The organism is Mangrovimonas sp. CR14 (assembly GCF_011764015.1).
Classification (GTDB): domain Bacteria; phylum Bacteroidota; class Bacteroidia; order Flavobacteriales; family Flavobacteriaceae; genus Mangrovimonas; species Mangrovimonas futianensis.
This window is the reverse complement of the sequence record NZ_JAAFZY010000004.1, coordinates 375,674-389,181: the sequence shown is the minus strand read 5'-3', so window position 1 is coordinate 389,181 and position 13,508 is coordinate 375,674. Positions and strand designations below refer to the sequence as shown.

Annotated in this window: 17 protein-coding genes; 10 read left to right on the top strand and 7 right to left on the bottom strand. The window is 34.7% G+C overall.

The genetic code is table 11. From position 1 onward, the window contains the following. Positions 1 to 52: 52 nt before the first annotated feature. From yajC to GZ212_RS10545, 4 genes are all read right to left on the bottom strand, one after another. Complete coding sequence (gene yajC / locus GZ212_RS10560; protein ID WP_053972527.1) at positions 53 to 343, bottom strand: preprotein translocase subunit YajC; 291 nt, start codon at positions 341 to 343, stop codon at positions 53 to 55. A gap of 4 nt (positions 344 to 347) precedes the next feature. Beyond that, on the bottom strand, positions 348 to 839 hold the full coding sequence (locus GZ212_RS10555) for a DUF1573 domain-containing protein (RefSeq protein ID WP_053972586.1): 492 nt from the start codon (positions 837 to 839) through the stop codon (positions 348 to 350). 49 nt (positions 840 to 888) lie between these two features. Further along, complete coding sequence (gene nusB / locus GZ212_RS10550) at positions 889 to 1,800, bottom strand: transcription antitermination factor NusB (protein ID WP_053972585.1); 912 nt, start codon at positions 1,798 to 1,800, stop codon at positions 889 to 891. A gap of 116 nt (positions 1,801 to 1,916) precedes the next feature. Then, a complete protein-coding gene (locus tag GZ212_RS10545) occupies positions 1,917 to 3,020 on the bottom strand; it encodes a Glu/Leu/Phe/Val dehydrogenase (protein ID WP_166959840.1) in 1,104 nt (367 codons plus the stop codon). A gap of 149 nt (positions 3,021 to 3,169) precedes the next feature. Between GZ212_RS10545 and GZ212_RS10540 the strand changes: the two genes are divergently transcribed. Both GZ212_RS10540 and GZ212_RS10535 read left to right on the top strand, forming a co-directional pair. Continuing rightward, positions 3,170 to 4,924 carry an ABC transporter ATP-binding protein gene (locus tag GZ212_RS10540; protein WP_166959837.1) on the top strand — a complete coding sequence of 585 codons (1,755 nt, stop codon included), beginning with the start codon at positions 3,170 to 3,172 and terminating at the stop codon, positions 4,922 to 4,924. 120 nt (positions 4,925 to 5,044) lie between these two features. Then, positions 5,045 to 5,419, top strand: a complete 375-nt coding sequence (locus GZ212_RS10535; RefSeq protein ID WP_053972524.1) for a PUR family DNA/RNA-binding protein — start codon at positions 5,045 to 5,047, stop codon at positions 5,417 to 5,419. A 63-nt stretch (positions 5,420 to 5,482) separates the two neighbouring features. On the opposite strand, the gene GZ212_RS10530 is transcribed toward GZ212_RS10535, so the two are convergent. After that, positions 5,483 to 5,818, bottom strand: coding sequence for a tRNA-binding protein (locus GZ212_RS10530; protein ID WP_166959835.1), 336 nt, complete (start codon positions 5,816 to 5,818; stop codon positions 5,483 to 5,485). 48 nt (positions 5,819 to 5,866) lie between these two features. Between GZ212_RS10530 and GZ212_RS10525 the strand changes: the two genes are divergently transcribed. Further along, entirely contained in the window at positions 5,867 to 6,424 is a 558-nt protein-coding gene (locus GZ212_RS10525; protein WP_166959833.1) for a thioredoxin family protein, read from the top strand. On the opposite strand, the gene GZ212_RS10520 is transcribed toward GZ212_RS10525, so the two are convergent. Continuing rightward, positions 6,425 to 6,970: a YfiT family bacillithiol transferase gene (locus tag GZ212_RS10520; RefSeq protein WP_166959831.1), complete on the bottom strand. Its 546-nt coding sequence runs from the start codon at positions 6,968 to 6,970 to the stop codon at positions 6,425 to 6,427. Positions 6,971 to 7,037: 67 nt separating this feature from the next. Continuing rightward, positions 7,038 to 7,970: a peptidylprolyl isomerase gene (locus GZ212_RS10515; RefSeq protein WP_166959829.1), complete on the bottom strand. Its 933-nt coding sequence runs from the start codon at positions 7,968 to 7,970 to the stop codon at positions 7,038 to 7,040. Positions 7,971 to 8,830: 860 nt separating this feature from the next. Between GZ212_RS10515 and GZ212_RS10510 the strand changes: the two genes are divergently transcribed. The 7 genes from GZ212_RS10510 to GZ212_RS10480 all read left to right on the top strand — a co-directional run bounded on the left by GZ212_RS10510 (position 8,831) and on the right by GZ212_RS10480 (position 13,497). Beyond that, positions 8,831 to 9,469: a suppressor of fused domain protein gene (locus GZ212_RS10510; RefSeq protein WP_206080430.1), complete on the top strand. Its 639-nt coding sequence runs from the start codon at positions 8,831 to 8,833 to the stop codon at positions 9,467 to 9,469. A gap of 117 nt (positions 9,470 to 9,586) precedes the next feature. Further along, positions 9,587 to 10,297: an SIMPL domain-containing protein gene (locus GZ212_RS10505; protein WP_166959824.1), complete on the top strand. Its 711-nt coding sequence runs from the start codon at positions 9,587 to 9,589 to the stop codon at positions 10,295 to 10,297. 67 nt (positions 10,298 to 10,364) lie between these two features. Next, positions 10,365 to 10,757 (top strand): hypothetical protein, encoded by a 393-nt coding sequence (locus GZ212_RS10500; RefSeq protein WP_166959822.1) that lies wholly within the window; start codon positions 10,365 to 10,367, stop codon positions 10,755 to 10,757. A 104-nt stretch (positions 10,758 to 10,861) separates the two neighbouring features. After that, positions 10,862 to 11,353, top strand: coding sequence for a hypothetical protein (locus tag GZ212_RS10495; protein WP_166959819.1), 492 nt, complete (start codon positions 10,862 to 10,864; stop codon positions 11,351 to 11,353). Between the two features lie 129 nt (positions 11,354 to 11,482). Then, positions 11,483 to 11,854 carry a hypothetical protein gene (locus GZ212_RS10490; protein WP_166959817.1) on the top strand — a complete coding sequence of 124 codons (372 nt, stop codon included), beginning with the start codon at positions 11,483 to 11,485 and terminating at the stop codon, positions 11,852 to 11,854. Positions 11,855 to 11,963: 109 nt separating this feature from the next. Further along, positions 11,964 to 12,800: a hypothetical protein gene (locus GZ212_RS10485; RefSeq protein ID WP_166959815.1), complete on the top strand. Its 837-nt coding sequence runs from the start codon at positions 11,964 to 11,966 to the stop codon at positions 12,798 to 12,800. 436 nt (positions 12,801 to 13,236) lie between these two features. Next, positions 13,237 to 13,497 (top strand): hypothetical protein, encoded by a 261-nt coding sequence (locus tag GZ212_RS10480; protein WP_166959813.1) that lies wholly within the window; start codon positions 13,237 to 13,239, stop codon positions 13,495 to 13,497. Positions 13,498 to 13,508 lie beyond the last annotated feature (11 nt).

The following is a 13,508-nucleotide window of genomic DNA, read 5'->3' as shown; positions in this document are numbered from 1 at the left end:
ATAAAAAAAGCCACTTAAAAAGTGGCTTTCCTTAAATTGTACTAAACTGAAACTATTTGGCTTTAGCAGGTTCGTTAAGCTTTCTACTTCCCTCCATAGAGATGGCAGAACGATCAAACTTAATTTTTCCAGCTAAGGTTTCAATGACACAGCTACTGTCTTTCTCATTCAATTCAACAATTTTACCGTGCATACCACTTTTGGTAATCACCTTATCCCCTTTTTTAATTTCAGCGAGGTATTTCTTTTCTTGTTTTTGACGCTTAATTTGAGGGGCTATCATGAAAAAATAGACCACAGCAAACATCAAAATAAGCGGTAAAAAACTTCCAATTCCTTCCATATTCTTATTTTACAGCAGGTGCTTTAGAAATTGCTTTTGAAGGAGCGTTAGGATCTTCTTTTACAAAAGCTTTGATCTTTACCATTTCCTTACCTTTTTCAGTGTTGGCAGTAACAGTAATTGTTTTACTTACGTTTCCTTTACCAGAACCGTTGTACTTAACAGTAAACTGTCCAGACTCTCCAGCAGCTAAAGGCTCTTTACTCCAGTCTTTAGGAACTGTACATCCGCAAGAACTTTTAATATCTGTGATAACCAAAGGAGCTTCTCCTGTGTTGGTATATTTAAATACAGTTTCTACAGATTGCTTTGATTCAATTTGACCAAAATCATGTTCAGTCTTATCGAAAGAAATTTCAGGATACTTGGTAGCCTGAGCATCTCTTGCAGAAGCTTCTGCTACGTTTTCTTCACTAATTTTTTTTGAAGCATCCTCCTTACAAGAAGTAAATGCCACTAAGCATAAGGCAGATAAGCCTAATATTACTTTTTTCATAATCATTTATTTTTTGAGTTCGGGTGGTAAATGTAACAATAAATTCTTATTACATCAACCCTCGCCCTATTTTATTTAGGTTCCCTTGGTCTTCATATTCCTTTACCAACTTGTCTAAAATACCATTAATAAAGATGCTACTTTTAGGCGTAGAATATTCTTTGGCTATCTCTAAATACTCATTAATAGTAACTTTCACCGGAATGGTTGGAAACTTTTGCAGTTCACACATGGCCATTTTCAACAAAACAGTATCAATGATGGCAATTCGGTCTGCATCCCAATTTTGGGTTTTCTCCTCTATTATTTTGGCATAAGAAGATTGGTTCAACAAAGTTTTTTTAAACAAAGCGACCGCATAATCCTTATCATCCAAATCCTTGAATAAAGGAGGTAAAAAGAACTCATCATTCGATTTAGCCTTTACCTTTCTCAATAATTTTAAAATCACTGTATTCACCAAAGGTAAATCATCTAACCAAGTTAGGTTTTTGTCCTCTAGATAATCGTAAAGCTTTTCGTTAGGTGCAATAATTTCCTTGAAAAGATCAATAACAAACTCCTTATCTTCCTGGAATGTGGAAGTCTTGGTTTTCATATAGTCCTTATAAAGATCACTCTTCATAAGCTCCTTAAACAACACATCAATGTACTCGTCGTCTAATTCCCAATTGCGAATGTGACGATCTGCCATGGCTTCCTGAAAAGGTTCGTTATTGATTAATTTTTGTAGAACTTCATTGTTTACCAGCTTTCGGTTGGGATTTTTGTCCTCAGAGGTAGCCAAATACTTTTTACTAGACCTGTCTAAATGGTCATCGGCTTTCTTTTGCAATTCAATTAAAATGGATAGCAATAATAAATACAAGTTATACATGTTATCCATACTTTGAAGAAGAAACTTTTGTTCCTTTCCAAAATCATCTCCTTCTCCACCTTGGAAGGAATAAATGGTTTGCATGACCTTAATTCTAATTTGTCTCCTGTTAAGCATATAAACAAAGAACTTTTATAACATTAAAAAGGGCAAAAGCTGCTTGAACTTTTGCCCGACAAAATTAATATTATTTTGAAGAATTACTTCTTGTTTTCTTTTTTTCTTGTCTCAATTCGATCTTGAGCCATCTTTAAAGCCGCTTGGTGGGTTGTGATATCCTCATTTTCAGCTTTATTCAAAATATCTAAAGTGGTATTATAGATGTTTTCGGTTTTACGGATGATTTCATCTTTACCATAACCTTCCAATTCTGCATACACATTGATGATACCTCCCGCATTAATCAAGAAATCAGGAGCATATACAATCCCCTTCTCTCTTAATATGCGTCCGTGTTTTTGCTCTTCAGCCAATTGGTTATTAGCAGCACCAGCAATTACTTTTGCTTGAATTTGGTTGATGGTAGCATCATTGATTGTTGCTCCCAAAGCACAAGGTGCATAGATATCCATAGCTTCTTGGTACATGTTATCTCCCGTATAAATAGTAGCGCCATAAGTTTTGGCAACTTCCAATAAGCGATCTTGATTGATATCAACGATGGTTACTTGCGCTCCTTCTTCGGTTAAATGTTTTACCAAAGTTTCACCCACATGGCCAATACCTTGTACAAACACTTTTTTACCTTCCAACTGGTCTGTTCCAAATTGGTATTTGGTAGCTGCCTTTAATCCCATAAATACCCCATAGGCTGTAATAGGTGACGGATTACCTGCGCCTCCTTTAGCTTCAGAAATACCGGTAACGTAAGGTGTCGTTTCTCTTACCAAATCCATGTCTGCTGTTTCCATTCCAACATCTTCGGCAGTGATATATTTTCCTCCTAAAGAATGTACAAACTCAGCAAAGCGAGTCATTAATTCAGGCGTTTTTTGGGTTTTGGCATCTCCAATAATAACGGCCTTTCCACCTCCTAAGTTCAAACCAGTAATGGCCGACTTAAAAGTCATCCCTCTCGAAAGACGTAAAACGTCATTTAGGGCTTCCCATTCATTGTTATAATTCCACATTCTAGTACCGCCAAGGGCTGGTCCTAAGGTCGTATTATGGATACCGATTATTGCTTTTAAACCTGTATCTTTGTCGTTGCAAAAAACAACTTGTTCATGATTGTCAAAAGAAAGTTGACCAAAAACAGGGTCTACTTTTTTTAACTCTTGTGGGTTTAGGACGTCTGAAATCATTTAATGAAATATTAGGTTAAACGTTTACGTGATTTAAAAATCATTAAAATCACCGCGCAAAATTAAATCAAAATTATCAATATGTCAAAATTAACGTATCAAAAATAACAAATCGTTAATTTGATGTGTAATTTCTGTTAAATCAATATATGAAGGAACTTCGCCATCTCAATAAATACTTCCTAAAATATAAAGGCAAATTGCTTTTAGGAATCATCATTACCATCATTGCCAGAATCTTTCTATTGTTTACCCCAAGACTCATCAGAGAATCGGTGAATGTGGTAGATCAATTCCGAAAAGGCGGACTCTCTATGCAAGAAGTGCAGGATGAATTGCTTCAGGACATCATTTATATCATCATAGCTGCTGTGATTGCAGGAATTTTTACCTTTTTAATGAGGCAAACCATTATCAATGTGTCCAGGTTCATTGAATATGACCTAAAAAATGAGGTCTACCAACAATACCAGAAACTATCTCTTAACTTTTACAAGCAAAATCGTACTGGGGATTTAATGAACCGCATCAGTGAAGATGTGGGACGAGTAAGAATGTATGCAGGTCCAGCTATAATGTATAGCATCAACACGGTGACCCTGTTTGTGATTGCACTTATCTATATGTTTAATGAGGCTCCTAAACTAACCCTATATACGGTGTTGCCATTGCCGATCCTTTCTGTAGCTATTTATAAACTGAGTAAGGAAATCCATAAACGCAGTACTATTGTTCAGGAGTTTCTTTCCAAATTATCCTCTTCCACTCAGGAAAGTTTTAGTGGTATTGCCATTATAAAGGCGTATGGTTTGGAACCCATGACTTCAACTTCCTTTAATGAATTGGCTTCAGAAAGCCGTGACAAGCAAATGGATTTGGTCAAAGTTAGATCCCTATTCTTTCCTATGATGATCCTATTAATAGGTGTCAGCAATTTAATGGTGATATATATAGGAGGAAAACAATATATAGACGGTGAGATAGAAACCTTAGGGACTATTGCCGAGTTTATTATTTATGTCAATATGTTGACCTGGCCAGTAGCCACTGTAGGTTGGGTGACTTCAATTGTACAGCAGGCGGAAGCCTCACAAAAACGTATCAATGAGTTTTTAAAAATCCAACCAGAAATCACCAATAACAATTCAGAGCCTACTAACATCGTTGGCGATATCGAATTTAAAGATGTATCTTTTACCTATGATGATACCAACATTCAGGCATTGAAGCATGTATCCTTTAAACTTATTCATGGTGAAACTTTGGCGATTATTGGCAAAACAGGATCTGGGAAGTCTACCGTTTTAGATTTAATAGGACGCCTATACGATGTGACTGATGGAACCATCCTTATAGACAACAAACCCGTTGAAGATATTAACCTAACCTCTTTAAGAGACCATATAGGTTATGTCCCTCAAGATGCCTTTTTGTTTTCTGATTCCATCAGCAACAACATTAAGTTTGGTAAAGAAGAGGCTACCGACGAGGAAGTCATTCAAGCGGCGAAATATGCCCAAGTTCATAAAAACATTATGGGCTTTAGTAAAGGATACGAAACCGTATTGGGTGAAAGGGGGATTACCCTTTCTGGCGGACAAAAACAAAGGGTATCTATTGCCAGAGCCATTGTCAAAAACCCGAATATCTTACTATTGGATGATTCCCTTTCAGCAGTGGATACGGAAACTGAAGAAAAAATCCTAAGACACCTAAAGGAAATAGCCAAAAACAAAACAACTATTATTGTGAGCCACCGGGTGTCATCGGCTAAAAATGCAGATAAAATACTCGTTTTGGAAGATGGAAAAATCATCCAACAAGGAAACCACCAAACCTTGTCTGCACAAGATGGATATTATAAGAAATTGTATTTGGAACAATTGAGTGAAACCCATTCTTAAGAGGATTCCTATTAAAATTTCTTAAAATCAGCCAAAAAAGAAATAACACAAATTGTTGGTTAATATGGTTTTTTTTTAGATTTTTGGACTTCTTAAAATTGATAATTTAACAATTAGACTATGAGTAATAATGATATGATGGAGAAAGAGGAAATATTCTCTAAAGTGCTAAGGGCAGGTAGAAGAACCTATTTCTTTGATGTAAGATCTACTAAGGCTGGAGACTACTACCTAACGATTACTGAGAGCAAGAAATTTACCAATGACGATGGTTCATTTCACTACAAAAAGCACAAAATTTATCTATACAAAGAGGACTTTACTGACTTCAATGAAATCATGCAAGAGATGACTGAATACATTATTGATGAAAAAGGCAATGAGGTAATCAGTGAGCGTCACCAAAAGGATTTCAAAAAGGAGTATGAAGAGGAAACTGTAGGAGAAACTAGTTCTGCAGACAAGTTTACCGATATTGATTTTGATGATATTTAATCATCAATCTTACTAAAAGACTAACAAAGAAAAAGCCATTACAATGTAATGGCTTTTTTATTTTTAAGATATGGTGCTTCCGTTAGGAACTACCTGTTCAGGATGCAATAACATAACGTCTTTTTCCTTAACCGCTCCCATGACCAAACATTCACTCATGAACTGGGCTATTTGTTTTCTGGGAAAATTGACAACAGCCACAATTTGCCTTCCTAATAAATCTTCTTTTGTGTACAATTGAGTGATTTGTGCCGAAGTTTTACGAATCCCCAAGGCTCCAAAATCAATGCGCATTTGATAAGCCGGTTTTCGGGCTTCAGGAAAATCATTTACCTCAATTATCGTCCCTACTCTGAGGTCTACTTTAACAAACGCTTCAAAATTTATTTCTGGTTTCATTCCTCAAAAGTATCATTTTTTGCGTTATTTTGAAGTAAATAAAATACGATGGCAAATACACCTTCAAACATGCTTCCCTTAGGAACCAAAGCTCCAGAATTCACATTACGAGATGTGGTATCAAACGATGAGATTTCGCTAGATAATGCCAAAGGACTTAAAGGCACCTTGATTATGTTTATTTGCAACCACTGTCCGTTTGTAAAACATGTGAATGAACAGATCAGCCTTTTGGCCAAAGACTATAAATCAAAGGGTATTGCATGTGTTGCTATTTCCAGTAACGATGTGGAAAACTATCCACAGGATGGACCAGATGAAATGAAAGCTAATGCCATAGAACAAGACTTTATCTTTCCTTATTTATATGATCAAACCCAGGAAGTAGCGAGAAACTATAACGCTGCCTGCACGCCAGACTTTTTTCTATTTGACGACCAGCTCACTTTGGTGTATCGCGGGCAATTAGATGATTCGAGACCTGGAAATGGTGTTCCGGTGACTGGAAAAGACTTAAGACACGCTATGGATTGCCTGCTTGAGAATGAAACCAATACCTGGGACCAAAAACCAAGCATTGGGTGCAACATTAAGTGGAAGTCTTAATTAGTGCCAGTGGTTTCTAATGATTAAGTGCTCAATGTGGGCATAGTGGTGCAAACTGTGCCACGAGTACATACCTAGATTGACTTTTAAAGGAATCTCACTGTGGGTTTCTGGATGAATAAAGGACTTCTCAAAATCTTCAGGAGACAAACCTTTTAATAAATATACCAACTTGCCATGGACTGCCGTCAAGTGATCAAGTGACAATTGTATTGGTGCTGTTTTTGAATCAAACAAATCAGCCCATCGGTCTTCATAATAAGCCTTGATGACCGGCTTGTTTTCGGTGAGTGCCCATTTAAATCGAGCGTAGCTGTGGTGGTGACTGTCTGCAATGTGGTGAATCAATTGCCTAACCGTCCAACCATAAGGTCGGTATGGCGTTTCTAGTTGCTCGTCTGTTAACGGATGTACCAAAAGCGTTAATCTTTTGGGAAAGGTCTCCAATACATCTATCCATTCCTCGATATGTCCCGGGGTAATCGTGCTAGGTAGCTCAAAGTTACCTATGGGATATTTCAGTTTTTCCAGCTGCGCTTCGGTCATACCTAAAATTAAAAAAAGCTGTTCATTTGGAACAGCTTTTTAACGTTTTATATAAAGCGCGAGCTTCTTATTTCACATCCACAAGTTCGACATCAAATACCAAAGTAGCATGAGGAGGAATTACACCGCCAGCACCTCTGGCACCATAACCCAAATCACTTGGGATCACCAAACGAGCCTTATCACCTACCTTCAATAGACCGATACCTTCATCCCATCCTGAAATAACTTGTCCTACCCCTAATGGAAAATCAATAGGTGCATTTCTTTTGTATGAAGAGTCAAATACAGTTCCATCGGCCAATTGCCCTTTGTAGTGTACTGAAACGGTTTGTCCTTTTTGGGCTGCTTTACCAGAACCTTCTTGTAATATTTGGTAACGTAGACCACTATCTGTTCTTTTGAAACCTGCTGCCAACTTATCCAACTCGGCTTCTCTAGCAGCTTGTTCTTCTAAAAGTCTTTTTTCACGAGCCCCTTCAAAGGTTCTAAAAGCCTCTACGGCGTGGAACTTTTCTGCAGCTTCACCTTGACGAATAATCTCAACGTGGTCTATGGTATCACCTTGAGCAATAGCATCAACTACGTCTTGGCCTTCTACCACTTTCCCAAAAACGGTATGATTGTTATCCAACCATGGGGTTTCTACATGAGTAATAAAAAATTGGCTTCCGTTAGTTCCCGGTCCGGCATTGGCCATAGAAAGTACCCCTGGGCCATCGTGTTTTAAATCGGGGTGGAACTCGTCATCAAACTGGTATCCTGGGTTACCAGAACCGGTGCCTTGAGGGCAACCGCCTTGAATCATAAAATCTGGAATGACGCGGTGAAACTTCAAGCCATCATAATAAGGTTTCCCTTGCGGTCTGGCTTCGTTTTCCAAATTTCCTTCTGCCAAGGCCACAAAGTTTCCTACCGTGCCTGGGGTTTTTTCAAATTCCAAGTTAACTAGGATATCTCCCTTTGGGGTTTGGAATTTTGCATATAATCCGTCTTGCATGTTCTTGTTTTTAAATGAGGTGCAAAGATACATGTTTTGAACTTAAGAAGGAAGTCAGGAAGCTGTTTGGTTGGGAGTGTTTTTTGTGATGGTATACATGGTTTGGTCATGCTGGAATTAATGCCAGTAAAAAGTGAGTAATGGGTATTTAATTTATTTACTTTTGAATTCATAAGGTGCTAAGCTTTAGCCCTTGATATTTCAAATTTAAGAATTCTAGATGCCATTAAAAAAATTGACATATAATCCTAAAAAGAATTCGATTCTAATACTTGGAATTTGCCTGACAGGAATGTTAGTTGGAAATTACGTTCAACGATTTCGAATTTCTGACCACCATTGGATTTATCAATATGGTAGTTATATAAATATGGCTATGGTTCTTGTTTCCATAACTTGGTCAATGTTTCATCCATTAATAATATTTACTGAGCATAAAATTATCTGGAGAAAAAATATATTATGGATTTTAATAGGACTTATTCCTTCCTTGTATTTTGGAATTGGGACCATTATTTTCATAATTAAAACAATTGAATAAATAGGATACTTTTTAGCGTTCATAAATACAAATAGGTTTGAAAGCATTAGCTGCTTCTGTCATGCTGAACTTGTTTCAGCATCTTATTATCATGAACACCATTTGACAACAGACCCTGAAATGAATTCAGGATAATTCGGGCTGGTGTATTGTAGGAATTTATCTATCTTAGGGGAAAATCTAATAAAATTAGTGGCTCCAGAGTATTTATATACATATTGCTCGAAATTTGAAAAATCAAATGAAAACACACAACTATATCCTAATCATTTTGATTTTCATTTCACCTTTTACCTATTCTCAAGAATCTCCAAAAAATATGAGTAAAAAAGTTCCAAATAGCGTTGAAATTGTTGATAACCATTTAGACCTATTTTTTGATGAAAATACAGACATAGTGGTTTTTGATGAAATAGAGTCTGAAACAATTCATCGAGACATCTTTTTCATAAAAGTATCAGAAGACAGGCCATTTCATATTCTTTTAAGTTGTGGAATGAGTGCATTACCTATGACAATTCCTGAAGATGTTGAATCATCAGAATTTGTTGAAATAATGATTTTACTTCCTAAAGAATGGAATTTGGAATACGAATCTTTATGCGATGAGAAAAATTATTGGCCGATTAGAATCATGAAAGAAATAATGATGGCTCCTCACGAAAATAAAACTTGGTTTGGATATGGACACACTTATGGACACGAAGAAGATGAGGAATTTGCCAAAGGAATTGGATTTAGTTCAATAATGTTAGCTTATTCAATGGAATTATCTGACGATTTTACTCAAATAGAATTAGAAAATGAAAAAGTCGTTGATATTTATACGCTAATTCCACTTTATAAAGAGGAACTGGAATTTAAGAAAAAGAATGGAGCTAGAGCCCTACTTGAACGTTTTGACAATTTTGGAATTGAGGAAATAGTAAAAATCGGAAGAAAAAATGTGTGTAAATAAAATACTACTGTTAACAATATAGAACTGTAATAACACCACATTTTAAACCAAAAAGCATCAATATAAAACCTTCTGCTGACGGTTAATGAGCCGTTAACAGACATATTTACAAAACTTATGAAACACGTTAATCTTTATTTACTACTATTAGTATCTACTATTTCATTTGCACAGGAATTGGACTACACCAAAATCCCCCAACTTCAAACAAAAGCTACTTATACAACACAGGTAAGCCCAGATAAAATTACACTTTCCATAACTTTATCAGAATCCAACACAAGAGGAAAAGTATCCGTTGAAGAGTTAGAGAAAAGAATGGAGGAAGTACTAATGGAAAATAATATAGATTTACAAAAACAACTTACACTCACAGACTTATCCAGCAATTTCAAAGAGTACTTTCTTAAGAAAACAGATGTCCAGAAAACAAAAAATTTTCAACTAGAAATAAATGATGCTGTTAAGGCAGGAAAAATATTAAGAGGTCTTGAAAATCAAGATATATCAAACGTTCAATTATTAAAAACAGAATATTCCAAACTTGAGGATTTAAAAATCGAATTAAAGGGAAAAGCTATTGAAAAAGCAAAACGACAAGCGGAAGAAATGGTAAAAAGTCTTAATCAAAATTTAGGTTCAGTAATTTTTATTTCCGATCTGGAAACTAACATAACAGGACTATTTAATGGTAGAGTTTCCGGAATAAATATCAGGGGCTTGAATTCCATTGGTTATGTTGCACCAAAACCAGAAAGTGATTTGGATATTGAATTTGACAAAATAAGAGTCGATGCGACCGTAATAGTTTATTTTAAAATAGAATAAAAACAAAATGCAGGGGCGGCTGGGTGAATGATTTGAATTGCTTGAGAAAACACCTAAAAATCTGAAAATGACGGATAATAAATTGAGGATTATTTCCATAATCTCATATTCTCTTATTGTTCTAGCAGGACAAATGATTGGCCTTCCATTCATTTTATGGTTGATCTTTATCAGCTTTAGCTTTGGACACCATGATCAGATTTTTGCCATATGTGGAATACTTGGTCTTTTTATGAATTTTATAAAATTTACAAAATCGAGAAAGAGAAAAATATTGAGTTTTATTCTGATGATTTCACCAATTGCAAAACGATTAACTGAAACTCCAATTGAAAAGTTTAACTATTTGGCTTTCCAAATACCTTTTTTCGTTTTTTTAATCACTTATCTTATTTTCATATTAATACCAAGCGATGACAAAAAAACTGCTTGCAATGGGATGTGTAATGAAAAGCCTTAGTGTGGTCATGGGTTGTTTGTAGGAAATTTATTTATTTTTGGAAATAATAAACATAAACACCAAGGTCTGTTTATACATATAATGTCCAATTCAAAAAACGTAGAATGAACAAAGAAAATACCTTGTTAGTATTATGGATCCTCTTCGGATTTATGTTCATTAGCGCGATTGATTCTTTTTTACGTCTACTTACATTCTCAATATATGTTTTAAAAAGTGAGTTAGGACTTTCTTACAAAATACTGACCTTTTCAATGCCTTTAGTCACTTTGACGCTATATAGTTTAATTACATTCTTCATTTTAAGAAAACTGAAATCTGATGTCAGCGGCATTTATTTGACCAAATTTCCTAAAATCCTTTTTATAGGATCATTTCTAGTAACACTGCTTTTGAACCCCTTGACCAATAGGTTATCTCGCTTATATTCAGAACGTCTAACCTCGATTAAAAATGCAAATGTTTACGATGTCCTTGAGGTTCATGAATGGATGTCTTTTGGAATAGGTTTTTCGAGATGGATTATTTTAATCATTTTAGCTTTTATTTTTTTGAACAAACTAAACAAGACCATAAATAAAAACGAAACACATTAAAGACGGTCATAAAAAGACCTAGTTCGGTTTTTAGCGTTGTTTATTGTAAATAGCTAATTAATTTTAAAATGAATGAATCAATAATAAATATAATTAAACCAATATGTTCAGTAATAAGTTACGTGAAGCATGAAGCAATCATTTAAACTATTTCTTTTCCTTCTTTTGTTAAGTTCTTGTGATTTTGGTAGAAAAGGCATTGAAGTCAAAGTTGAAAATACTACCAAAAGTACTCTTCATAATATATCTGTAATAGCGAGTCCTCAATCCTATGTCATATTTGACAGTATTGCTCCGAACGAAACCACTACAAAATTCTTAGATATGAAAGAAACTAATATTTTGGATGGTTCATTTACCCTAAATTTCACATACCCAGACGGAGAGAAAGCAACTCAAACTTTCGGATATCATAACAACGGATTCCCTAATAATTATCTAATTTGCTGTAAAATAAATAAAATGACAGCCTATGTAGCTTTTGACAGGTACTGTGATTAATTCAAAACATTTTATCATAAAAAGAATTGTACCGATTTTTGGATTGCGAGTTATGAAACTCTAATAAATTTTTAAAATCAAAACTAACCACAAACTATAACCTACACTTATGAAAAAACTATTTTTACCATTCCTTCTCATGGCATTTTCATTACAGGCGCAACAAAGAGAAACTGTGGATTTGAAATGGAAAATTAACGATACGTTGACTTATAATACGGTTATGCGCAATGTAGTTCTTGAGAGAAGTAAAGAACAGACCGAGAATGATTCCATTTCAGAAAAAATGAACAATATGTTCAAGGTTGTACAAGAACAATTATACCACCTGAAATACGAAACAAAACTATTCCCAGACAAAAATAGAAATGTGGACATTGCTATGATGCTCAAAAAAGATAAAGCAGATACAACCGAAACTATGTTTTCGGGATTGGCAAAAATGAATGGAAACGTAGTTTTAAGAGGAAAAGTGAGTCCTGATGGAGAAGTTTTAAGTTTTTATTACAAAGAGGATCAAAAGAATCTGATTTCAATTCTCTTTGAACTTCCTTCAAAACCAGTAGCAACAGGAGATGAATGGGATTTGAAAGTTAGTATGGTTTCAATGGACCAAAACTTTATAGCAGATACTCTTTACAAGAAGAACGTTGTTCGACTAAAAGACTTAAAAAAAATAAACGGTAATAAAATCGCTGTAATTGAATATGATATGGAGGAATACGTTTCGGGAGACTTTGGAAATGGAATGATGACCATGTTTTCTAAAGATAAAACTCTTAAAAAAACGTTTATGAAAATGTCACATAAAGCAACTGCCGAATTTGATATAGAAAAAGGTTACTGGATTTTATACGACGGAATAATGGATATTGAAACTAACTTTTCAATTATGGGATTGGGTGGAAATAAACGAACTGAGTTTAAACTTTCACTTGAAGAATAACTTTGAACTGCATTGACTCCTATAAAAAGCCTTCCATGATGCTAAACGTGTTTCAGTATCTCGTTGTTATGAACACAATTGGTGTTTAGGTTAGAAAATGTATACAAGGAGACTAGCTGGTGTTATATGAGAATTTCTCTATTTTAGGAGTATCTCTAAAAAAATTTAACCCATTGACGTGTATATTTGCTCATAGTACCCAATTTTGAAAAATCCCAAGAACATAAAAGAATTATTACAAATTGATATTGATTTCCTTTATCAAAATTCTCTATTCAAATCAGACTCAAAAAATGACCAAAATGATACTCGGAATTATTTACTTTTCCATTTGGAGTCAAAATTTTTAGATTTATTTGACCAATTTCAAATAACACTATTTGACGGAAATGCTCGTCATTTGGAGTTAATTTCCAATTATATAAACTCCGATAAGATGAAAAAGATTATTGAATTGATAATAAGCCAATACGGAGTTGACGAAAATAATCAAACCATATCAGATTGGAATACTTCAAAATATCTGTCGTGGTGGTTTAAAAATTCCAATCTTCAACAAACAATTGATGAACCAGAAAACTCAGACGAATTGTATTACGGCATAGTGATTGACGGAATGAAAAATAACCAATTAAATATAGTATTGCTTGACTATATAAATATTGACCCAAAACTGAATAATAAAAACTGGTTATAACATCGTGTCCA